The organism is Dactylosporangium sp. NPDC049140, assembly GCF_040648435.1.
This window is the reverse complement of record NZ_JBEZDS010000002.1, coordinates 158,298-181,363: the sequence shown is the minus strand read 5'-3', so window position 1 is coordinate 181,363 and position 23,066 is coordinate 158,298. Positions and strand designations below refer to the sequence as shown.

The window sequence follows — 23,066 nt, the reverse complement described above, 5'->3', positions numbered from 1 at the left end:
CGCAGCGCTCAGGACGACTGCGCGTGGAAGCGGCCGTCGACCGTCGTCAGGGTCAGCGGCAGCCCGAACGTCTTCGACAGGTTCTCGGCCGTGATCGTGTCGTGCACGAGGCCCTGCGCCACCACGCCGCCGTCGCGCATCAGCATGGCGTGGGTGAAGCCCGGCGGGATCTCCTCCACGTGGTGCGTGACGAGCACGGTCGCGGGGGCGTCGGGGTCGGCGGCCAGCTCGGCGAGGCGGCGCACCAGGTCCTCGCGGGCGCCCAGGTCCAGGCCGGCCGACGGCTCGTCCAGCAGCAGCAGCTCCGGGTCGGTCATGAGGGCCCGCGCGATCTGTACCCGCTTGCGCTCCCCCTCGGACAGCGTGCCGTACACGCGGTCGGCGAGCTGCGCGACCCCGAGCTGGTCGAGCAGCGCCAGGGCGCGGCCCTCGTCCATGGTGTCGTAGGCCTCGCGGTAGCGCCCGATCACGGCCCACGACGCGGTGAGGACCACGTCGCGCGCGGTCTCCTCGAACGGCAGCCGCAGCGCGTTGGAGGAGAAGCCGACGCGGGTCTTGAGCTCGGCGACGTTGGTCCGCCCGAGCCGCTCGCCGAGGACCGTGACCGTGCCGCTGGAGGGGTGCATCCGCGCGCCGGCCAGGTTGAGCAGCGTGGTCTTGCCGGCCCCGTTCGGGCCGAGGATCACCCAGCGCTCGTCCAGCTCGACCTGCCAGCTCACCGATCGGATGAGGTGGTTGCCGTTACGGGTGACCGTCGCATTGTCCACGGCGATGACAAGGTCATCTGACACATGCCAATCCAACCACGCCTCACATATCGACCGCTGCCGGGGCTACACGGACGTGACGAAGGCCGTATTGTGCGCTTCGATGACACCCGCACTGGAAATCGACGGTCTGGTCAAGACGTACCAGAGCGTGTTCGGACGGCCGCGGGCCGCGCTCGACCGGCTCGACATGCTGGTCGAGCCGGGGCAGATCCACGGGTTCCTCGGACCGAACGGTTCGGGCAAGTCCACGACGCTCAAGACCCTGCTCGGGCTCCTGCGCCCCGACGGCGGGCGCATGCGGATCTTCGGCGAGCCGGTGCCGCAGCGCCAGGCCGAGGTCGCCCCGCGGGTGGGCGCGATCGTCGAGGCACCGGCGTTCTTCGGCAACGTCACCGGGTACAAAACCCTCTCCCTGCTGGCGAAGGCCGGCGGGGTGCCGAAGCAGCGGATCGGGGTCGTGCTCGACCAGGTCGGGCTCTCCGACCGGTCGGAAGACATGGTGCGGACCTACTCCCTCGGCATGCGCCAGCGCCTCGCGGTCGCGTCGGCACTGCTGAAGAACCCCGACCTGCTCATCCTCGACGAGCCGAACAACGGGCTCGACCCGGCCGGCGTGCGCGAGATGCGCGACCTGCTGCGCGGCCACGCCGAGCAGGGCAAGACGGTCGTCATCTCCAGCCACATCCTGGCCGAGATCGCCCAGATCTGTGACTCCGTCACGATTATTTCCCGCGGTCGTACGGTCGCCGCCGGCCCGGTCTCCGAGGTGCTCGCGGTCGCGGACAAGGGCGCGTACCGCGTCCGCGTCGACGACCACGAGCGCGCCGGCCAGATCCTGGCCGAGGCGGGCGCGGACGTGAGCATCGCCGGCGACCACCTCGTCGTGCACGACCTCGCCGAGCCGGCCTGGGTGTCCTACACGCTCGGCGTCAACGACATGTGGGTCCGCGAGCTCGCCCCGGTCGCGCAGCTCGAGGACGCGTTCCTCACCATCACCGGCGGCGGCCCGCGCGGCTCCTTCCGCCCCGTCGACGACTCCGAGTGGACGACCCGGGAGCACACGGCATGAGGCACCTGTTCGCCGCCGAATGGTCCCGGCTGTTCAGCCGCCGCATCACGCTCGTCACCGCGCTGCTCGTCGGCGGGATGCTGGCCTTCATCACCTTCGGCTTCACGCTCACCGGCAGCAGCCCCACGCCGGCCGAGGTCACGCAGGCGGAGCAGCGCGCCGTGCCGCTGGCCCAGCTCTGGGACCAGCGCACCGAGCACTGCAGCCGCGTCCAGAGCGGCCTGGAGCAGGCCGAGCCCAACGAGGACCTCCCGCGCGCCTGCGACTACGGCCCCCGCCCGACCGCCGACTCGCTGCTCGACTACGGGTTCTCGTTCCACCGTCAGTGGCCGTCGCTGTACTACGGGGCCGCCGTCCTCTTCGCCCTCGCCGGCTTCGTGCTGGGCGCCTCGTTCGTCGGGGTCGAGTGGAGCTCCGGCGGCATGTCGAGCCTGCTGCTGTGGGCCCCCCGCCGCGGCCGCGTGCTCGGCGCCAAGCTGCTCGCCGCGCTGGCCGGTGTCGGCCTCGTCTCGCTGGTGTACCTCACGCTGTGGACCGGCGCCTTCCTGGCCATCTCCGCGGGCAACGGCACCGTGAGCCAGATGACCGGGGGCGAGTTCGGCTCCCTGCTGCTCACCGCGCTGCGCGTCGTGTTCCTGGCCATGGCCGGCACCGCGCTGGGCTTCTCGGTCGCCTCGATCGGCCGCCACACGTCGGCCGCCCTGGGCGTCGGCATCACCTACCTGCTCCTGTGGGAGTTCGGCAGCACCGTGGTCTTCACCGTCGTGGAGACCACCGACTACGCCGAGCCGTACCGCCTCTCCAGCTACGCCCGCGCCTGGCTGCGCAAGGGCGTCCTGCCCGACGAGGGCGGCGTCGGCACCGTGGCGAGGTCGACGTTCAAGGCCACCTGGGAGACGGGCGGCCTGGTGATCGCGGCGGTGGTGGCCGCGGTGGCCGCCGCGGCCTTCCTGTCCATGCGCCGCCGCGACGCGCGCTGACGCCCACGGCGTGAAACTTTCACGCCGTCGAGCCGAAGACCTCCTCGCGTACCGCGTCCAGGCCCGTCAGAATCGCCCCGTGCAGCACCGGCTCCGACGTCACCTCGGTTGACACCACGCGCGGCGACACCACCGCGATCGCCGCCACCTCGTGCTGCACGCGCTGGGCCAGATCCGCCCCGCCGGCCTTGCCCACGTCGCCCGCGAGCACGACGAGCTCCGGGTCCAGCACCAGGCCCACCGACGCCACCCCGAGCGAGATGCGCCGCGCCAGCTCGTCCAGGAAGGGGCTGCCCGCGGTACCGGCGGCGATCGCCGCCCGCACCGCGTCGCCCACGCCGGCGGCCTTGAAGCCGTGCGTCTTCGCGATCCCGCGCACGGCCGCGGCGTCGACCAGGGTGCGGAAGCCGTTCTTCGAGCGGCGCGACGCGTCGCGGCTGACCTGGGTGCCCGCCACCGGCAGGTACCCGATCTCGCCCGCCGCCCCGGCGCTGCCCCGGTGCAGGCGGCCGCCGAGCACGACCGCGGTACCGACGCCGCGGTCCAGCCAGACGAGCACGAAGTCCTGCGCGCCCACGGCCGCGCCCGAGTGCTGCTCGGCGATCGCGGCCAGGTTCACGTCGTTCTCGAACATGACGGGCCGGTCGAGGTCCTCGCGCAGGGCGGTGAGCAGGCCACGGTGCCAGCGCGGCAGGTCCCAGGCGAACGTGATCTCGCCGCTCTTGGGGTCGACCAGGCCGGGCGTGCCGAGCACGATGCGCCGGATGCGGTCGAGCGGGGCGCCGGCGACCGAGGCGGCCTCGATTACCGCGGCGTGTACCACCTTGACCGGGTCGTCGCCGTCGCCGATCGCGATGTCGGTGCGCCCGACGATGTTGCCGGTGATGTCCGCCACGCCGGCGACCACGTGCGAGGGGCCGGCCTCGACGCCGACGACGTACGCCGTGGCCGGTACCACCGCGTACATCTGCGCGTTCGGGCCCCGCCCGCCGGCCTGCTCGCCCACGCGGGCCACGAGCCCGCGCTCCTCCAGGCGCTCGACCAGCTGCGACGCGGTGACCTTGGACAGCCCGGTCAGCTCGCCGAGCTGGGCGCGGGTGAGTGGGCCGCGGCTCAGCAGCAGCTCGAGGGCGGCACGATCGTTGAGGGCGCGCAGCAGCCGTGGCGTGCCGGGCAGTCGGGCGGAACTCATCGTGACGAAGACCCCTAGTATTTAGGAAACTTTCCTATTAGCGTGCCACAAGCAACCTATTCGGAGAGCGTACGGCCGGACCAACCACTCGGCCTACGCACAACCGGTCAAGAAGCTCTTACGATCGTGGATAGCGCATCGGACGAGTGTGCAGCCCCGCCGCCGCACCCCCGTCCGCGCTGAGGGGGGAACATCGTGTCGACCGATCCCGGACTCCGCCGGCTGGCCCTGGGCACGCTGCTGGGCGCCTTCCGCGGGGAGGAGGCCCCCGCGTGGGCCGTGGACCTCCTCGCCGAGGGGATGGCCGGGCATTTGCTCTTCGGCTTCAACATCGTCGAGCGCGAGCAGCTCGCGAAACTTACCGCGAGCCTGCACTCCGCGCGCGAGGGCGTCCTCATCGCCATCGACGAGGAGGGCGGCGACGTCACCCGCCTGGCGCACCGGGCGGGCAGCCCCTACCCGGGCAACGCCGCGCTGGGGGCGCTGGGCGACCCCGCCGTCACCCGGAGGGTGTACCGCACCATCGGCGCCGAGCTCGAGACGCTCGGCATCAACCTCAACCTCGCGCCGACCGTGGACGTCAACACGGCGGACGACAACCCGATCATCGGTACCCGCAGCTTCGGCGCCGACCCGATCGCCGTCGCCACCCACACCGCGGCCGCCGTGCTCGGCCTGCAGGGTGCGGGCGTCGCGGCGTGCGCCAAGCACTTCCCGGGCCACGGCGCGACGCTCGCCGACTCGCACCGCGAGCTGCCGACCGTGGACATCGACGCCGCCCTGCTGCGCGGCCGCGAGCTGCCGCCCTTCGCCGCCGCCATCGAGGCCGGCGCCAAGTCGATCATGTCCGCGCACATCCGCGTGCCCGCGCTGACCGGCGACGCCCCGGCCACGTTCAGCCGCGCGGTGCTCGTCGACCTGCTGCGCGGCGAGCTGGGCTTCACCGGCGTCGTGGTGACCGACGCGCTGGAGATGCTGGGCGCGGCGCGGTACGCGGGCGGCATCCCCGAGGGCGCGGTCCTGGCCCTGGCCGCGGGGGCCGACCTGCTCTGCATCGGCGCCGACATCGACGAGCAGATCACCAACGCGTGCGCGGACGAGATCGTGACCGCGGTCGGCGACGGGCGCCTCCCGCCGGCCCGCCTCGAGGAGGCCGGGGCGCGCGTGGCGGACCTCGCCGCGTGGACGCGCAGCGGCGCCCGCACCGACCGCGAGGAGCCGGGCCTGGGCTACCCCGCGGCCCTGGGCGCCGTGCGCATCGAGGGCACCCACGACCGCGCGGCCGCGCCGCTGATCGTCCAGCTCGAGTCGGAGTCGTCGATCGCCGCCGGCCGCGTGCCCTGGGGCCTCGGCCCGCACGTCAACGGCACCGAGCAGGTGCGCATCGTGGCCGACCGGGCCGACCCGGCCCAGCTGCGCGCCCGCGCGGCCGCGCGGCCCATCGTGGTCGTCGGCCGCAACGTGCACCGCCTCCCGGGCGCCCGCGAGCTGGTGGAGACGCTCGCCGAGACCCACGCGGTGACGGTGGTCGAGATGGGCTGGCCGTCGTCGTGGCGGCCGTCGGGCGCCCGCGCGTTCATCACGACGTGGGGCGCGAGCCACGCCAACGGCCGCGCGGCCGCGGAGACGCTGGGCCTGGCCGCCTGACCCGATCGACAAAGCGCGGCCTGACAAGAGCGCGGCCTGACAAGCAGGTGGGCGGTCCCCTCCGGAGAGGGGGCCGCCCAGCCTGGCCGACGCCGGTAGCCGCTACGCGGCCGAGGCCCGCACCAGCGTGCGGATCTGCCGCAGGAGCACCGACAGCGCCGCCAGGTCCCCCGGCGACTCCCCGAACTCCCCGATCGCGTTGCGCGTCCGCGCGATCGACGTCGCGTTGCTCTGCTCCCACTCGTGCACCCGCGCCTCGGTGTCCGCCTCCGGCGAGGTGGCGTTGAGCACCTCCGCGGTGAGGGCGGCCAGCGCGGCGTACAGGTCGTAGCGCAGCGCCATCCGGGCCAGCGTCTGCCACCGGTCCTCGCGCGGCAGGTCGGAGATCCGCGAGAGCAGGTCGTCGACGCGGAAGCGCTCGGAGAGCAGGTAGTAGACCATCGCCACCTCGTTGACGTCGCGGCCGGTCGTGGACGCGACCTCGACGATGTCGAGCAGGCCGAAGCCGTACATGATGCGGGTCGTGCTGTCCGCGATCTCCTCGGGCAGCCCCAGCTCCCGCAGCCCCTCGGCGTTGGCGTGCAGCGCTTCGCGCTCGCGGCCCCGGAACAGCGTGTCCAGCTGCGGCAGCAGCCGGGCGATGCCGGGGCGCAGGCGCGCGATCTCGGCGGGCACGTCGATGGGCAGCCGCCGGTTGGAGACCAGCCAGCGCACCGCCCGGTCGAGCAGGCGGCGCATCTCCAGGTACACCGCGGTCTGCGACTTCGTCGGGATCCGGTTGTCCAGCGACTCGACCGCGCGGCGCAGCTCGCTCAGCCCGTACACCTCGTTGACCACCACGGAGGCGCGCAGGACGTCCGCGGCCCCGGCGCCGGTCTCCTCGGAGGCGCGGTGGAAGAACGACGTGCCGCCGCGGTTCACCGCCTCGTTGACGATGGCCGTGGTGACGATCTCGCGGCGCAGCGGGTGCTCGGCCATCGCCTCGGCGAAGCGCTCGCGCAGCGGGGTCGGGAAGTACCCGAGCAGCACGTCGGTGGTCCACCCCTCGTCCGGCAGGTCGGAGTCGAGGATCTCGTGCTCCAGCACGATCTTGACGTACGAGAGCAGGACCGCGAACTCGGGCGAGGTGAGCCCGACCCCGGTGGCGGCGCGCTCGTCGAGCTGCTCGTCGCTGGGCAGCCCCTCCAGCGTGCGGTCGAGCTGGCCGCGGTGCTCCAGGTCGGCGATGAGCCGCTTGTGCACCGGCAGCAGCGAGCGCGACTGCGCCCGGGCGTTGCCCAGCGCCGTGGCCTGGTCGTAGTTGTCGCGCAGGACCAGCTCGCCGACCTCGTCGGTCATCTCGGCCAGCAGCGGGTTGCGATCGGCCGGCTCCAGGTCGCCCGCGGCGACCGCGCGGTCGAGCAGGATCTTGATGTTGACCTCGTGGTCGGAGCAGTCGACGCCCGCCGAGTTGTCGATGAAGTCCGTCGCGATGCGGCCGCCGTTGAGCGCGTACTCGATACGGCCCCGCTGGGTCAGGCCCAGGTTGCCGCCCTCGCCGACGACCTTCGCGCGCAGCTCACGGCCGTTGACGCGGACGTAGTCGTTGGCCTTGTCGCCGACGTCGGCGTGGGACTCGCCGGTCGCCTTGACGTAGGTACCGATGCCGCCGTTCCAGAACAGGTCGACGGGCGCGGCGAGGATCGCGTGCATGACGTCGTTCGGCGCGAGCGGCCCGGGCACGGTGATCCCGAGCACCTCGCGGGCCTCGTCGGACAGCACGATCGACTTGGCCGTCCGCGAGAAGACGCCACCGCCCGGCGAAATGACCGATCTGTCGTAGTCGTCCCACGACGAGCGCGGGAGCTCGAACATGCGCTGCCGCTCGGCGAAGGAGGCGGCCGCGTCGGGTGCGGGGTCGATGAAGATGTGCCGGTGGTCGAACGCGGCGACCAGGCGGATGTGCGGCGAGAGCAGCATCCCGTTGCCGAACACGTCGCCGGACATGTCGCCGACGCCGACCACGGTGAACTCGGTGGCCTGGGTGTCGAGGTCGAGCTCGCGGAAGTGCCGCTTGACCGACTCCCAGGCGCCCTTGGCGGTGATGCCCATCTTCTTGTGGTCGTACCCGGCCGACCCGCCCGAGGCGAAGGCGTCGCCGAGCCAGAAGCCGTACCGCATCGAGATCTCGTTGGCGATGTCGGAGAACGTCGCGGTGCCCTTGTCGGCCGCGACGACGAGGTACGGGTCGTCGGGGTCGTGGCGCACCACGTCCGGCGGCGCCACGACCTTGCCGCCGTCGAGGTTGTCGGTGACGTCGAGCAGGGCCGAGATGAACAGCTGGTAGCAGGCCACGGCCTCGTCGCGGTCGCCCGGCACCTGCTTGAGCACGAACCCGCCCTTGGCGCCGGTCGGCACGATGACGGCGTTCTTCACCGTCTGGGCCTTGACCAGGCCGAGGATCTCGGTGCGGAAGTCCTCGCGCCGGTCGGACCAGCGCAGCCCGCCGCGGGCCACGGAGCCGAAGCGCAGGTGTACGCCCTCGAAGCGGGGCGAGTACACGAAGATCTCGAACCGCGGCCGGGGCGCCGGCAGGTCCGGGATCGACTGCGGGTCGAGCTTGAACGCGGTGTACGACTTCGGCCGCCCGCCGTCGCCGCGCTGGAAGAACGACGTGCGCAGGGTCGCCTGGATCAGGTGCAGGAAGGAGCGCATGATCCGGTCCTGGTCGAGGCTGGTGACCTCGTCCAGGTCGGCGTTGATCGCGGCGACGAGCTCCTTGGACTGCACCGTGCGCGTGGCCTCGGACAGCTGCAGGCGCGGGTCGAACCGGGCCCCGAAGAGCGCGACGAGCTTGGAGGCGATGGCCGGGTACGCCAGCAGCGTCGTCTCCATGTAGTCCTGGGAGAAGACCGTGCCGGCCTGGCGGAGGTACTTCGCGTAGGCCCGCAGCACCACGACCTCGCGCCAGGTCAGGCCGGCCTTGAGCACGAGGCTGTTGAAGCTGTCGACCTCGGCCTCGCCGCGCCAGGTGGCCGAGAACGCGTTCTCCAGGTGCGGGCGCACGTCGGCGATGTTCCGGGAGTCCGGGGGCAGCTGGAGGCCGAAGTCGTACAGGTAGATCGTCCCGTCGGCCCGCACGACCTCGTAGGGCCGCTCGTCGGTGACCCGCACGCCGAGGGAGTGCAGCACCGGCAGCACGGCCGAGAGGATCATCGGCTCGCCGTAGCGGAAGACCTTGAAGCGGATGTCGGACTCGTCCTGGCGGCGGCGGTACACGTGCATGACGAGCTGGCCCGGCTCGTCGAGCAGCTCCAGCTTGGCGACGTCCTTGACCGCCTCGTAGGGCGTGTGCTCGTCCTTGTAGGTGTCCGAGATCGCCCCGCCGTAGCGCTGGTACAGCACCTTGGCCTGGTGCTCGTCGTTGAGCTTGCGCTCCAGCACCAGCCGGAAGTCGTCGTCCCAGAGCCGGGTCGCCTCGGACAGGCGCTCGGTCAGGTCGTCGACGTCGACCCAGCCGGGCGGGTTGCCGGGCTCGGTGCGCACGATGAAGTGCACGCGCGCGAACTTCGACTCGCTGACCCGGGTGGTGTAGTCCACCCCGACGCCGTTGAGCTCGGCGAGCAGGATCTGCTGGATGCGCAGCCGGTTGGCCGTGGTGAACCGGTCGCGGGGCAGGTAGACCAGGCAGGAGATGAACCGGCCGTACGCGTCCCGGCGCAGGAACACCCGCAGCTGGCGACGGCCGGCCAGGCGCAGCACGCCCATGACGGCCTTGTAGAGCTCGTCGGTGCCGATCTGGAAGAGCTCGTCGCGGGGGTACGTCTCGAGCGTCTCCATGAGGTCCTTGCCCGAGTGCGAGCGCGGCGACAGGCCGGAGCGCTCGACCACCTCGGCGACCTTGCGCTTGACGACGGGGAGGTCGCGGACGCTGGTGCGGTACGCCGAGGAGGAGAACAGCCCGAGGAAGCGCCGCTCGCCGATCACGTTGCCGTCGGCGTCGAACATCTTGAAGCCGATGTAGTCCAGGTAGGCCGAGCGGTGCACGGTGGCCCGGGAGTTGGCCTTGGTGATGATCAGCAGTCGCTTCTCCAGCGCCTTGGCGTAGGCCTCCGCGGTCATGGAGGCGAGCACGCGGGGCTGCACCTGGTCGCCGCGCAGGATGCCCAGGCCGCTGCCCAGGACCGCCTGCAGCAGTTCCTCGCCGTCGTCGCCGCGGATCAGCTTGTACTGCCGGAAGCCCAGGAACGTGAAATGGTCGTCGACGAGCCAGCGCAGCAGCTCGACCGAGTCGGTGATGTCCTTGTCCGGCACCGGCAGCTGCGCGGATCCGAGCTCGTCGGCCAGGGCCAGCGCCTGGGTGCGCATCTTCGGCCAGTCCTCGACCGCCTCCCGCACGTCGTTGAGGACGCGGGCCAGGTCGGTGCGCAGCTCCTCGAGCTCGGCCTCGTCGCGGATGCGGTCGACCTCGATGCGGATCCAGCTCTCGACCATGTCGCCGGCCGCCGCGTCCTCGGGCTCGACCCCGACGCGGACCGCTTCCAGCGCCCCCAGCGGGGCCCGGTGCACCACCACGAGCGGGTGCACGAGCAGGTTGACGTCGATGTTGCGCGAGGACAGCGCGCTCGTGACCGAGTCGACCAGGAACGGCATGTCGTCGGTGACCATCTCCACCGAGGTGCCGCCGGTGACGCTCAGCCCGAGGCGCAGCTTCAGCTCGCCCGGCAGGCGCTGCTGCGCCAGCTCCAGATGCGAGTGGGTGGCCTCGACCATCTTGGCGACGTTGCAGGACGCCAGCTCTTCGTCGGGAACCAGGCGCCAGTAGGCCGCGACCAGTTCGGGATCGGAATCCTGCGCGGTGGCCAGTACGACCGCCTCCGCGACCAGATGCTCCGCGTTGGGCACTGACTGCTCCAGCTCGTCGTCTTCGACCACCGCTTCGGGGGTCCGCGCGCCGCGTAAGTCGCGCGCGTCGTCCTTCACCGGGGTTGCCCCAGGCCGATTCATCGGTTGTTCTCCCCTCGCCCACCACGTTGTGGGTTGTCCGCCCTCAGCCTAAGACTCTTCGCGGGGTATGCCTCAGCCCGGTTCACCATCGTCGTGTACCCGATCAACCAGAGCTCGGCGTACAGAATTGTCCTACTTATGCGATCTTGGGGCGTGCAGAACCGTGCTTTCATAGCGCAGAATCGCCCACATGGCCGTTTCGATCCGTCGTGTCACCGCTCTCGTCGCCGCCGTGGCGCTGCTCGGCACGCTGCCCGCGTGCTCCAGCAAGCCGCCGGACGACTCGCTCAAGACCTTCCTGGGGGCCTGGGAGCAGGGCAACATCGGGGGCCTGAAGTTCTTGGGTCAGGACGGTAAAGCCCTCTCCGGCGACGCGGCGCAGAAGCTGTGGACGACGGTCGCCGGCGACCTCGCGGCCCACCCGCCGAAGCTCACTCTCAAGGGCGCGCCGGTGGTCAAGGACGACAACAGCAGCGCCGTCGTGCACGTGGCGTGGCCGGTCGCCGACTCGACGTGGGAGTACGACACGACGGTCGACGCCAAGCGGGTCGACAAGCAGTGGACGGTCGTCTTCGACGCGAAGACCATCAACCCCAAGCTCGAGCCGACCGACAAGCTGGCGGTCCGCAAGACGGCGGGCACGCGCGGCAGCATCCTCGACGGCGCCGGCCAGCCGATCGTGAGCAGTAAGCCGGTCGTGACGATCGGTGTCCAGCCGCGCTCGATCACCGACATCAACATCGTGGTCAAGAATCTGACAGACGCGTTCAAGCAGGCGAAGGTCGACGTCGACGTGTCGGGCCTGCCGGACAAGGTGAAGAAGGCCGCGCCCGACGCCTTCGTGCAGATCGTGACGCTGCGCAAGGAGGTCTTCGACCCGATCGCGAACAAGCTGAACTCGACGCCGGGCGTGATCACCCGCAACTCGACGCAGGCCCTGGCCCCCTCCGCGCAGTTCGCCCGCGCCCTGCTGGGCACGACCGGCGAGGTGACGAAGGAGATCATGGACAAGAACCCCGGCAAGTACCAGGTCGGGGACGTGGTCGGGCTGGCCGGGCTGCAGCAGAAGTACGACGGCGACCTGCAGGGCAAGCCCGGCGTCAAGGTGATCGTCTCCATGCCGCAGGGCACGCCCGACAAGGAGTTCTTCGCCTCCGACCCCACCACCGGGACCTCGGTGAAGCTCACCCTCGACGTCAACATGCAGAACGCGGCGGAGCAGGCCCTCGCGGGCGAGACGCGGCGCTCGGCCCTGGTGGCGATCCGCATCAGCGATAACAAGATCGTCGCGGTCGCCAACGGCCCCGGCGCGGCCGCGAACAACTTCGCGCTCGTCGGCCAGACCCCGCCCGGCTCGATGCTCAAGGCGGTCACCGCGCTCGCGGTGCTGGACAAGGGCATGACCGGCGAGTCGGTCGTGGCCTGCCCGAAGACGCTCACGGTCGACGGCCGCACGTTCAAGAACTCCCACGACGAGGAGCTCGGCAACGTACCGCTGCGCACCGACTTCTCGAAGTCCTGCAACACGGCGTTCGCCTCGCTCGCGCCCCAGATCGCCCCCGACGGCCTGGGCAAGACCGCCCAGTCGCTGGGCCTGGGCGTCCAGTGGGACCTCGGCACCGACGTGTTCAGCGGCAAGATCTCGGTGAACGGCTCGAAGGCCGAGCAGGCGGCGGCCGCGTTCGGCCAGGGCACCAACCTCGTCTCGCCGGTCATCATGGCGGCCGCGGCGGCGGGCATCGCGCGCGGGCAGTGGAAGCAGCCGCAGCTCGTGCTGGAGCCGGCCCCGAAGAGCCCCGCGGCCGACGGCCCGCAGCTCAACCAGGCCTCCGTGGACGCCCTGCGGCAGATGATGCGCGAGGTGGTCACCGAGGGCACCGCGAGCCAGCTCAAGAACCTCCCGGGCGACCTGCGGGGCAAGACGGGCACCGCCGAGTACGACAACGATCCCGCCCACACCCACTCGTGGTTCATGGGCTACCGCGGCGACATCGCCTTCTGCGTGTTCGTCGAGAACGGCGGCGCCTCGACCGCGGCGGCCGTCCCGATCGCCGGCAAGTTCTTCCAGACGGTCGGCTGACCTGGCGCGGCGGCCGGGCTCCCCGTCGGGGCCCGGCCGTCGCTCAGCCTGCGGGCTCTTCTTCCTCGACGGGCGTACGCGCGGCGGGCACGACATCGGTCAGCGGCGACTCGGGCGAGTCGTCGGCGCCGCGCCGGGCGGCCTGGGCGGGCACGAACGGGCCGTTGCCGCCGCCGCGCTTGAGCCCGCCGGGCCCGAGCGAGTCCCGGGGCAGCGAGTCGAGCGACAGGGACGCGGAGCGGCTGTACCGCCCGAGCAGCCAGGCCGGCTTGTCCGCCGCCGGATCGCCCTGGTCGCCACCCGCGTCGCCGGGCTGCTCATCCGCCGGGTCGGCCCGGAGCACGGCGGCGCGCTCCTCGTCCGCGGGCCACTCGTCCCAGCCGTCCACGTCTCCACGAAGGCCACCGTCCACGTCTCCGCGGGGGCCACCGTCCACGCCCTCATGTTCGCGGTGGCCGCCGTTTACGCCCGCGCGGAAACCACCGTCCACGTCTCCGCGGAGGCCACCATCCACGCCCGTGCGGACTCCGCCGTCCTCATCTTCGCGACGGCCGCCGTTTACGCCCGCACCGAGGCCATCCGCGTCTCCGCGACGGCGATCGTCCTCCACTTCCCCTCGCAGGTCCGCCCCATCGCTCAACATTTCGGAAATGTCGGAAATGTCGGACGAGGAGGTGGCGACGTCGGGTGATGGGGATGCGAACACCGGAACAGCGCTCAAGCCGGCGCCGGGCTCAACCGGAACAGACCCGGCGGGTGCAGCGGGCAAGCCGAAATCGGCGGGCCACGACACGGCGGGCGAAGCCGGCGCCGCGGCCGGGATCGGAGCGGCAGGTGAAGTCGGGGTGGCGGCCGAAACCGGGGCGGCCGGGAAGGTCGGCCCGGCGGCGGGTGACGTCGGCGCGGCGGCCGGGGACGTCGGCGCGGCCGGAGAAGTCGGCACGGCGGTCGGGGACGTCGGCACGGCGGCCGGTGACGTCGGCGCGGCCGGAGAAGTCGGCACGGCGGCCGGGGACGTCGGCGCGGCGGGTGACGTCGGCGCGGCGGCCGGAGAAGTCGGCGCGGCGGCGGGTGACGTCGGCGCGGCGGCGGGTGACGTCGGCGCGGCGGCGGGTGACGTCGGCGTGGCGAAGGTGCCCCAGTCGGCGAGCGACGACCCGCCGGACAGCAGCTCCTCCGGCGTCAAGGGCGAATGCCCCTCCGGCGACGGCCGCAGCGGCGGCAGCGACGCCGGCGGCCGGGGTGTCGCCAGCGGCGGGGCGGAGACCGGCGGCGCCGACACCGGGTCGGCGAACGGCGGCGCCGAGATGACTGGGTCCGGCGAGGCCGCCACGAGGGCCGACGACGTGATGAGCGGCTCCAGCCCGGCCACGAGCACGTCGGCGACCTCCGCCGCGTACTGCCCGTCCGGGTCGTAGTCCGGGTCGAACACCGTGACCTGCGCGCCCAGGCAGCGCGGGTCGGCGATGAGCCCGCTGAGCAGGATCTCCAGCTCGCGGTACGCGATTCCGCCGACGTCCGGGGCGTCCACCGCCGGCATCACGGCCGGGTCGAGTACGTCCACGTCGACGTGCACCCAGAAGCCGGCGCAGTCGCGCAGCTGGTCGCGGGCCCACTGCGCGGACCGGGCGGCCCCGTCCGAGCGCAGCTCCGGCACGGCGCGGGCGACGATCCCGGCGGCCTGCAGGTCGAGGCGGTACTCGTCGTGGGTGCGGATGCCCAGCAGCGCTACGTCGACGTCGCGGAAGTACGGCCGGCGCTGCTCGATCGAGGCGAGGTTCGCCTGGCCGCGGCCGGTCGCGAGGGCCAGCGCCTCGCCCGCCGCGGCGCCCACGTAGGAGGCGTTGCCCTCGTGGCGGAAGTCGGAGTGCCCGTCGACGTAGACCAGCCCGATGCGCCCGCCGGCCTCGTTCTGGTAGCGGCGCATGGCCAGGCCGGCGCCGAGCAGGATCGAGCAGTCCCCGCCGAGCACGAGCGGGAAGTCGCCGGCGCCGAGGATCGAGCCGATGCGGTCGGCGAGGCGCTTGACGAACGTGGCGATCTCGGCCGATTGGGCCACGCCGTCGCCGGGCTGCCACCCCGCCGGGTCGTACCGCGGCGGGGTGATGCAGCCGGCGTCGCGCGCACCCAGGCGGGCCAGCAGGTTGTGGTCGCGCAGCGCGCCGGGCGCCTTGGCGCAGCCGGGCACCGAGGATGCGGTCGGTGGCCGTAACCCCAGGTTGCTCGGCGCGTCGACGACGGCGATGCGGCGCATGGCGGCCGCCGTCAGAACAGCGCGCTCGCCAGTGCCCGGCGGGCCTTGGCGACCGCGGGGTCGTCGGGGCCGGCGACGGTGAACAGCGAGAGGAGGTGCTTGCGCACGGCCTCGCGCTCGTCGCCCGCCGTGCGGCGGATGAGTCCGACGAGGCGCGTGTACCCCTTGTCGGCCTCGCCGGTGAGCACCTCGACGTCGGCCGCGAGCATCTGCGCGTCCAGGTCGTCGGGGGCGGCCTGGGCCGCGGCGAGCACGCCGGCCAGGTCGATGCCGTCGGTGCGGCGCAGCAGCCCCACCTGGGCGAGCCCGGACTCGGCGACGACGTCGTTCGGAGTCTCGTCGAGGATCTTGCGGTAGGCGGCCTCGGCGGCGTCGAGGTCGCCGTCGGCCATGGCGTCGTCCGCGTCGAGCAGGCGCGGGTCCTCGGGCTGCTCGACCTCGACGCCGGCCGCCTTGAGCACCGCGTCGATCCACTGGCGCAGGTGCGGCTCGGGCAGCGCCTGGTTGAAGGCGTCGACCGGCTGACCGCCGACGATGGCCACGACGAACGGGATGTTCTGGATGCGGAACATCTGCGCGAGGCGTGGGCTCGTCTCGATGTCGACGCGGGCGAGCGTCCAGGTGCCGCCGCCCTCGGCCGCGAGCTGGGTCAGCAGCGGCGAGAACTGCTGGTCGGGCGCGCTGCCGGCGACGTAGAAGTCGACGACGACCGGCACCGTCAGCGAGCGCTGGATGACGTCCTGCTGGAAACTCGCCTCCGTGACCTCGATCACGTTGGCGCCGCCGGGGACTCCCGCGGCGGCCTCGGGGGCGGACCGCTGCGCCGTGGCCGCGGTATTGCGGGCGGCCAGGGCGCCGAGGTCCACCGCCCCGCGGGTGAAGATCGACTGAGACTGGCGTGGGTCCGTCATGGCCCTAGTTTTACACGTGGCCCTAGTGCTCTGCCGCAAGTGATCGGTCGGATCCACCCGCAACCAGTGTGACGGACCCGTCGATGTGCTCGACGGTGAAGAGCGTCCCCGGCGGGAAGTCGCCGAGAACCTCCGGTGGCAGCTGTACCGTGCCGTCGCCCGCCACCACCGCGAAGTCCTGCCCGTCGCGCCCCTCGGCGCCGACCCGGCCGTCGCGGATGGTCACGGCGCGCCCGAGCCGGGTGCCGACGTCCCCGTCGTGGGTGACGACGACGATCGTGGTGTTGCGCTCGCGGTTGACGGTCTCGAGGGCCTCCAGGACCTCGTCGCGGCCGTGCGTGTCGAGCTGGCTGGTGGGCTCGTCGACGAGCAGCAGGCCGGGGCCGGCCGCGATGCCGACGGCGAGCGCCGCGCGCTGCCGGGCGCCGGGGGCGAGCTCGTCGATGCGGGCGCGGCCGAGCCCGGGCAGGCCGACCAGGTCGAGGATGCGGTCCGGGTCGTCGAGCTTGATGCCCTCGGTGCGCGCCGCCCGCCGCTGGGCCAGCCAGATGTTGCGGTGCAGCGAGGCGTACGGCAGCAGGTTGCGCGCCGCGCCCTGCAGCACCACGCCGATCTCGGTCCCGCGCAGCCGGGCGATCTCGCCGTCGGAGAGCTTGCCCATGTCGTACGTGCCGATGTTGACCCGGCCGGCCGACGGCCGCATGAGCCCGGCGAGCAGCGCGATGAGCGTCGACTTGCCGGAGCCCGAGGGCCCGACCAGGGCCAGCGTCTCGCCCGGCCCGATCGACAGGTCGACCCCGGCCAGCGCGACGACGTCGCCCGCCTCGGCCCGGTAGATGTGCACGACCCGCCGGCAGGCGACCGCCAATCCGTTCATCGCGTCCCCATTCCCTCGCTGTGGTCCCTCAGCGCTTCGTTGTCGCGGCCGCACGCAGCCTGGCCCCGGCGACGACCGCGGCCGCGGCGAGCACCACCGCGGCGGCCGCCCACGCGACGATGACGGGCATCGGCGACGGCCAGTATGCGGCCTTGAAGCCCTGGGCGTCGTCGCTGAACACCGGAAGATACTCGCGCACCAGCAGCCAGCTGGCCAGTGCCGCGAACGGGGCGAGCAGGACCGCGGTGCCGACCAGGGCGAGGTAGCCGCTGGCGGACGCGTCCCGGCGCGAGACGCCCTGCGCGCGCAGCGCGCGCAGCTCCCCGCGGCGGCGCTGCCGGTCGAGGCTCGCGACCAGCCACAGCGCGCCGACGGCGAGGATCACCGCCAGCACCCCGGCCATCTCGTGGAAGCGCAGCGCGATGGCCGGCCCCTGCTCGTCGAGCGCGTCGCGCACCGGGCCGAGCGGCCGGTCGAGGCTGATCGTCAGGCCCTGCTTGCGCAGCTGGTCCACGACGTCCGCGGGCGCCTTCGGGCCGAGGAAGATCTGCGGGTACCGCGCGTCGCCCCCGTCCGTCGAGAGCCGCTCGGCGTAGTCCAGGTCGACGATCCCGCCCCCGTAGCCGAGCCGCGGCACCGTCTCGACCTCGCCGGCGAGCTGGGTCGGCTGCAGCGCCCCGTCCAGGCCGGTGATGTGGTCGCCGAACCCGGCGGTGCGGGCCGCGATGAGGGGCAGCGGGTTGGGCACGTCGGTCGGCATGACCCGCATCGCGGTGTCGGCGCCCTTGTAGTTGGAGATCTCGGCCCGCAGCCCGTCCTGCTGCCCGGTGAGCGTCGGCACGAGCAGCTTCGGCCCCGGCGTGTCCGGCACCCGCCAGCTGTCGGTCTGCGCGAAGCCCGCCTCGTCGACGATGGCCTTGCCGTGCTGGCTGAGGCTGTGCAGCACGACGGTGGCGTCGAAGCCGCGCTCCTCGGGCTGCTCGAGCTCCAGCGCCGCGAGCCGGCAGCCGTTCACGCACATCGGCAGGTTGCGCACGTACGTCTTGCGGCCGGTGGTCACCGCGCCCAGGTCGACGCGGCCGACGTCGGACCCGTCCTCGGGCACCACGACCGCGACCCAGTGCACCCGGAACGCGTCGACGAGCTTGTCGATGGTGACGTCGAGCGAGATCTCCTTGTTGTCGACCTGGATCGGGTCGCGTCCGAGCGGCGGGTGCAGCAGCGTGGCCGCCTCGGCCGCGGAGATCCGCGAGTCGTCCCACAGCGCGGTGGCCGCGAGCGCCTGGCTGTCTACGGCCAGCACCGGCGGCGTGCCGTCCTCGGCGGGCGGCAGCATCGCGGTCGCCATGGCGAACTGCCCGTGGGGGTCGACGGCGCGGACCTTCGACAGCAGCGCGGCGCGGGTGAGCGGGTCGACGGTGAGCACCCGCGACGCGCCGAGCTGGACCCGGGCGCGGTGGTCCCGGGCGTCGGCGGACGCGCCGGCCGCGGTCGCGGAGAAGACCAGCAGGCCGATCGCGACGACGAAGAGGGCGAGGATGCGCTGGGTGCCGGGCCGGCGGGAGAGCGCGTAGGCGGCCAGCATCGGCCCGATCCGCCCGCGGCGGGAGGCGCGGCGCCCGATGCGCTCGGCGATGGGCAGCACGAGGCGGGCCGCGACCAGGGCGACGGCGATCACCACGGCCGACGGGGCGACGAGCGCGAAACCGGTCAGTCCGCTGCCGCCCCGCCGCAGCTGGACCACCGAGACGGCGGCCAGCACCACGACTACGACCTCGAAGACCGGCGCGCTCCAGCGCGACAGCCGGCTGGGCACGTTGCGCAGCAGGTCGACGGTCCGCTTGGCCAGCTCGGCGCGCTGGGCGAGCAGGGCGGCCAGCAGCGCGCCGCCGAGGGATACGCCCGCCCACCAGTTCAGCCCGGCCGAGATCGGCACGTCCGAGGAGGTGCTCAGCAGCGCCCAGGCGGCGAATCGGACGAGGTAGTGGCCGAGGAAGAAGCCGGCGACGGCGCCGCCCAGGATCGGCACGATGCTCTCGCCGGCCGCGAGCCACCAGCGCCGCGGGGCGGTGAGGCCGCGCAGGGAGAACAGGCCGAGCTCGCGCCGCCGCTCCTGGGTCGCCGAGGCCACGGCGATGAACAGCACGAACCAGCACAGCAGCACCAGCGGTACCGCCGCCACCGGAACGACCTGGGCCACCAGGCTGCGGTCGCCGTCGATGCGCGTGAGCAGGGCCGGCAGGCCGGTGCTGACGACCGCGTGGCCGGGCAGCGCCTCGAGCTTGCCCTTGCCGGCCTGCACCTGGGCGCTGATGCCGTCCAGCGACTCGCGGGTGATCGCCGAGTCGTCGATGACGACGTCGAGGGCCTGCTTCTCCGGGCCGTGCTCCATCGCCTCCAGGGTCAGCCGGCCGGCGAGGGCGGGCTCGGTCGTGAAGCGGGCGCTGGCGCGCGGGTTGAAGTAGTCGAGGTCGGACCAGTACTGCTCGGCCTTGTTGATCGGGTCGTACGAGCCGACCAGGGTGAGCTGGGCGCGCTTGCCGGCCTCGAAGAAGTCGCCGCCCTTCGGGTCCGTCTTGGCGTAGGCGGCCTGCAGCACGTCGCCGATGTGCACTCCGAGCTGCTGCACCTGCGCGGTGCTGAGGATGACCTCGGTCTCGCTGATGAAGCACCGGCCGGCCGTGATGCGCACGTGGGCACAGACGTCGTCGCGGTAGACGAACCGCGGCGCGATCGGCTCGATCTTCAGGTCGTCCGGGACGATCATGATGTCGTACTCGGTGCTGAACACGCTCGCGAAGCCGCCGCCGTTGAACAGCTGCGGCAGCAGGTTCTCGAACTCGTGGTCCTGGGGCGAGGGCGAGGTGCGCCGCGCCTGCACGACGCGCTCGCTCGTGGGCGCCGCCGCGACCTGGCTGTGCACCACGGCGCGGTCGGCGGTCGTGGAGTACACCGGGGCACTGACGGCCGCCGCCATCGCGAACACGGCCAGCAGGAACGCGGTGAGGGCCTGCCCGGGCCGAGCCCGCACCATCGCAAGGGCCAGCCCGATCACGACGGCACCTCCGCTTCGCTCCGGCACCGCCGCGAGTCAACACTGAGCCCATGGTGAGCGGCCCCTCCGCTCCGCTCCGGACCACTCACGACGGCACCTCCGCTTCGCTCCGGCACCGCCGCGAGTCAACACTGAGCCCATGGTGAGCGGCCCCTCCGCTCCGCTCCGGACCACTCACGACGGCACCTCCGCTTCGCTCCGGCACCGCCGCGAGTCAACACTGAGCCCATGGTGAGCGGCCCCTCCGCTCCGCTCCGGACCACTCACGGCGCGCTCCAACCGTCGGCGAAGTAGGGCAGGACGTCGCCGATGTAGGCCCGGATGACCGCGGCCAGTATCAGCCCGAACACCAGCGAGGAGATGGCCAGCACGAGGTACCCCTCTATACCGACGCGTCTTATCAGGCCGGCCGATGCGCCTTGGGACCGCAGCGCGCCCAGCTCCCGGGCCCGCGGGCGGCGCTCGACGGCGCCGACGACGGTCGCGGCCCCGATGGCCAGGGCGAAGCCGACGATCCCGGACAGCAGCATGAACTGCAGGGTGAGCGGCGGGCCGAAGGAGGCGTACCGGTCGGCGGTGCCGTCGATCGTCTCCTCACCGAGCACGATCAGGCCCCGGTCCTGCAGCAGCTGCGTGATGTTCGCCGGGGCGCTCGCGTTGAGCCACACCTGCAGCGACTCCCCCGCGCCGAAGTCGGCCCCGAGCCGGTCGGCGTACTCGAGGTCGATGAGCACGCCGCGGGTGCCGAGCCGGGGCAGCGCCCGCGCGGTCGCGGCGACGTCCTCCGAGATCGACACCGAGCCGTAGCTGACCCGCTGGTCACCCACCAGCCGCGGCTGCAACCGGGTGGCCCGCACGCTGGGCAGCGGGGCCGGGGTGTCGAGCGGGTACACGCCCGGGTCGCTCACCCCGCTGCTGCGCACCGGCGCGACGGTCAGGCGCAGCCCGTCGGCGACCGGGGTGACGATGAGGTTGGGCGGGTTGCCGTTGACGCCGAGGCGCCAGCGCGTCCGGTCGGCGAGCAGTTCCTTGCTCAGCACCGCCTGGCCGCCCGCGGTCAGGCCGTGCACGACGATGTCGGGGCCGGGCCGGGCGGCGAAGAAGATCTTCTGCTCCTGCGTGCTCTGCACGATCTGCAGCGAGCTGAGCCGGCAGCCGGGCGGGCTCTCGCAGCCGGGCACCGGGGCCTTCAGGGTCGTCCGGCCCTCGGCGAGCGGGCCGAACCGGCCGGCGATCCGCTCGCCCTTCGCGTTGCCGAAGACGGCGTCGAGGTACACCACCCGGCCGGCTTCCTCGGTCGCGAAGTGGGTCGTGATGTCGGCCGTCAGCTCCCCGCCGGTCATGCTCACCGGCGCCGGGGCGGCCGGGTGCAGCAGGGCCGCGGTCTGGGCGGCGCTCGGCCCGTACTCGGGCCGCCAGGTCGCCACCGCGGCCAGCCGCGGGCTGTCCACGAGCAGCACCCGGTCGTTGTTGGAGATCACCGAGGCGACCGCGGCCATCGCGAACTTGCCGTCCGGGTCGGTCGCCCGCACGGCGTTGAGCAGCGCGAGGCGGTTCTCGGCCCGCACCGTGAGCACCTTGTCCGCGCCGACCTCGAGCTGGGCCCGGGTCTCGCCCGCGCTGCGCCCGGCGTTCCAGGTCAGCGCCGACGTGCACAGCAGCGCGACCGTCGCGATCATGAGCGCGGCGAGCCGGTGCACGCCGGGGCGGCGGGCGAGGTAGATGGCGGTGAGCGCGCGGCCGGGATGGCCGTGGCGCAGCGCCCCCTCGACCATCCGGCCCGCGGTGAACGTGATCAGCCGCGCGGCGACGAGCGCGAAGGCCAGCGCGGCGAGCCCGGGCGCCAGCAGCGCGAGACCGGCCGCGTCGCCCGCGGCGCGGTGCTTGACCTGGTAGACGGCGACGACCGCGAGCACGACGAGCACGAGGTCGAACAGGTCGCGCCAGACGCGGTTGCGGGCGGAGGCCTGGCGCAGCAGGTCGGAGACGCTGGAGGAGAGCGAGCGGCGCTCGGCCAGCAGCGCGGCGAGCAGGGCGCCGAGCACGGCCACGACGACCGCGCCGACCGACAGCCCGAACGCGAGCGCGTTGACCCGGGTGTCGTTGATGGTCCCGTTGACGGCGGTGGCGGCGGCGTAGCCGATGGGCAGCCCGAGCAGCGCGCCGGCCAGCATCGGCAGGGCGCTCTGCCCGCTGACGAGGGCCCACGTGCGCAGGCGGGTGGCGCCGCGCAGCTTCACCAGGCCGACGTCGGGGCGCCGCTCCTCGCCGGTGTACTTGACCGCGAGGTACAGCGCGAACCAGCACAGGATGAGCAGCTGGAAGGCGCCGACCGGCACGCCCAGGGACACCAGCTGCCGGTCGCGCTCGACCTTGCCGATGGTCTCGGGCAGCTGGGTGTTGAGCGTCAGCCGGTTGTTGCCCGCCTCGACGGTCGCCCCGGCCAGCCGGTCGGTGACGTCCCCGGGTGCGTTGTCGACGAGCAGCCGCGGCTGCGCGACCATGTCGACGATCGTGCGGATGGTGACGCCGGACAGGCTCTTGTCGAACAGCGCGGGCGCGGCCAGCAGCGCGTCGTCGACCGGCTCGGTCATCTCCGGCGGGGCGCTGGTCGGCAGGGCCTGCGCGACGAGGTCGGCGTTGCTGCTCCAGAACGGGGCGGCGGGGTCGTCGGGGCGGTACACGCCGACGACCTTGAGCTGCAGCGGCTTGGTCAGCGTCACCGCGCCGTAGGCCAGCGTGTCGCCGGCCTTGACCCGCAGCCACCGGGCGGTGCGGTAGCTCACCGCGACCTCGTCGGCGGCCGACGGGCAGCGGCCCTCGAACGTCGCGTGCGAGCAGACGTCGGTGCGCACGGCGAGCGGGGAGTCGGTGTTGCGCGCGTCGGTGCCGCCGCCCTTGGTCCCCTGCGAACTGCCGGTGCTGGGCGTGCCGTCGAGGAACGCCTCGGTGTACGTCACGAAGCCCGACAGCCCCACGATGCGCTGGGTCAGCTCGGCCTGGGCGGCGATCTGCGCCTCGACCGAGCCACCCTCGACGGGGCCCTCGCCGATGGTCTCCAGGGACCGTTCCTGGATCGGCGCGTTGTCCACGTGCCGCGTGGCGATCCGTTCCGTCGACGCCAGCACGTACCAGGGCGCGGCCGCCGCAGCTGCGCCGGCAAGGGTGCTGAGCAGCACCAACGTCAGCGCCTGGACGCGCCGGGCCCGCAGCGCTGCGAGCACGAGTGCCAGCAAGGCCCCTCC

The 23,066-nt window shown here is 72.9% G+C and carries 11 protein-coding genes and 1 pseudogene; 4 read left to right on the top strand and 8 right to left on the bottom strand.

The features are described from left to right. Nucleotides 1-8 precede the first annotated feature (8 nt). Nucleotides 9-791, bottom strand: a complete 783-nt coding sequence (locus tag AB0B76_RS04495) for an ABC transporter ATP-binding protein (RefSeq protein ID WP_360369223.1) — start codon at nucleotides 789-791, stop codon at nucleotides 9-11. A 79-nt stretch (nucleotides 792-870) separates the two neighbouring features. On the opposite strand from AB0B76_RS04495, the gene AB0B76_RS04490 reads away from it, so the two are divergent. Together AB0B76_RS04490 and AB0B76_RS04485 are read left to right on the top strand one after the other, a co-directional pair. Next, complete coding sequence (locus tag AB0B76_RS04490; RefSeq protein WP_360369220.1) at nucleotides 871-1,839, top strand: ATP-binding cassette domain-containing protein; 969 nt, start codon at nucleotides 871-873, stop codon at nucleotides 1,837-1,839. Next, nucleotides 1,836-2,819, top strand: a complete 984-nt coding sequence (locus AB0B76_RS04485) for an ABC transporter permease subunit (protein WP_360369217.1) — start codon at nucleotides 1,836-1,838, stop codon at nucleotides 2,817-2,819. The genes AB0B76_RS04490 and AB0B76_RS04485 overlap by 4 nt, the downstream gene beginning before the upstream one ends. Nucleotides 2,820-2,838: 19 nt before the next feature. Here AB0B76_RS04485 and AB0B76_RS04480 read toward each other — a convergent pair whose 3' ends face one another. After that, entirely contained in the window at nucleotides 2,839-4,011 is a 1,173-nt protein-coding gene (locus AB0B76_RS04480; protein ID WP_360369214.1) for an ROK family transcriptional regulator, read from the bottom strand. Nucleotides 4,012-4,206: 195 nt separating this feature from the next. Here AB0B76_RS04480 and AB0B76_RS04475 point away from each other — a divergent pair, with 195 nt between their 5' ends. Next, nucleotides 4,207-5,658, top strand: a complete 1,452-nt coding sequence (locus tag AB0B76_RS04475; RefSeq protein ID WP_360369211.1) for a glycoside hydrolase family 3 N-terminal domain-containing protein — start codon at nucleotides 4,207-4,209, stop codon at nucleotides 5,656-5,658. Between the two features lie 102 nt (nucleotides 5,659-5,760). Here the strand turns inward: AB0B76_RS04475 and AB0B76_RS04470 are convergent, their stop codons facing one another. Continuing rightward, nucleotides 5,761-10,620: an NAD-glutamate dehydrogenase gene (locus tag AB0B76_RS04470; protein ID WP_360369208.1), complete on the bottom strand. Its 4,860-nt coding sequence runs from the start codon at nucleotides 10,618-10,620 to the stop codon at nucleotides 5,761-5,763. A 214-nt stretch (nucleotides 10,621-10,834) separates the two neighbouring features. On the opposite strand from AB0B76_RS04470, the gene AB0B76_RS04465 reads away from it, so the two are divergent. Beyond that, entirely contained in the window at nucleotides 10,835-12,724 is a 1,890-nt protein-coding gene (locus AB0B76_RS04465) for a penicillin-binding transpeptidase domain-containing protein (protein ID WP_360369205.1), read from the top strand. Between the two features lie 1,351 nt (nucleotides 12,725-14,075). Here AB0B76_RS04465 and AB0B76_RS04460 read toward each other — a convergent pair. From AB0B76_RS04460 to AB0B76_RS04440, 5 genes and pseudogenes are all read right to left on the bottom strand, one after another. After that, nucleotides 14,076-14,978, bottom strand: a pseudogene (locus AB0B76_RS04460) (arginase family protein); the annotation flags it as partial. Nucleotides 14,979-14,989: 11 nt separating this feature from the next. Continuing rightward, complete coding sequence (locus tag AB0B76_RS04455) at nucleotides 14,990-15,889, bottom strand: tetratricopeptide repeat protein (RefSeq protein ID WP_360369202.1); 900 nt, start codon at nucleotides 15,887-15,889, stop codon at nucleotides 14,990-14,992. Between the two features lie 22 nt (nucleotides 15,890-15,911). Then, complete coding sequence (locus AB0B76_RS04450; RefSeq protein ID WP_360369199.1) at nucleotides 15,912-16,766, bottom strand: ATP-binding cassette domain-containing protein; 855 nt, start codon at nucleotides 16,764-16,766, stop codon at nucleotides 15,912-15,914. A gap of 28 nt (nucleotides 16,767-16,794) precedes the next feature. After that, the gene (locus AB0B76_RS04445) at nucleotides 16,795-19,821 is read right to left on the bottom strand and encodes an FtsX-like permease family protein (protein WP_360369196.1); all 3,027 of its coding nucleotides are present in this window, start codon (nucleotides 19,819-19,821) and stop codon (nucleotides 16,795-16,797) included. 263 nt (nucleotides 19,822-20,084) lie between these two features. Further along, entirely contained in the window at nucleotides 20,085-23,057 is a 2,973-nt protein-coding gene (locus tag AB0B76_RS04440) for an FtsX-like permease family protein (RefSeq protein ID WP_360369193.1), read from the bottom strand. Between the last annotated feature and the right edge of the window lie 9 nt (nucleotides 23,058-23,066).

Bases quoted from the DNA above. Each gene is read 5' to 3' on its own strand.
- AB0B76_RS04490 (WP_360369220.1), top strand. From the start codon at position 871: ATGACACCCGCACTGGAAATCGACGGTCTGGTCAAGACGTACCAGAGC.
- AB0B76_RS04480 (WP_360369214.1), bottom strand. From the start codon at position 4,011: ATGAGTTCCGCCCGACTGCCCGGCACGCCACGGCTGCTGCGCGCCCTC.
- AB0B76_RS04485 (WP_360369217.1), top strand. From the start codon at position 1,836: ATGAGGCACCTGTTCGCCGCCGAATGGTCCCGGCTGTTCAGCCGCCGC.
- AB0B76_RS04455 (WP_360369202.1), bottom strand. From the start codon at position 15,889: ATGACGGACCCACGCCAGTCTCAGTCGATCTTCACCCGCGGGGCGGTG.
- AB0B76_RS04450 (WP_360369199.1), bottom strand. From the start codon at position 16,766: ATGAACGGATTGGCGGTCGCCTGCCGGCGGGTCGTGCACATCTACCGG.
- AB0B76_RS04465 (WP_360369205.1), top strand. From the start codon at position 10,835: ATGGCCGTTTCGATCCGTCGTGTCACCGCTCTCGTCGCCGCCGTGGCG.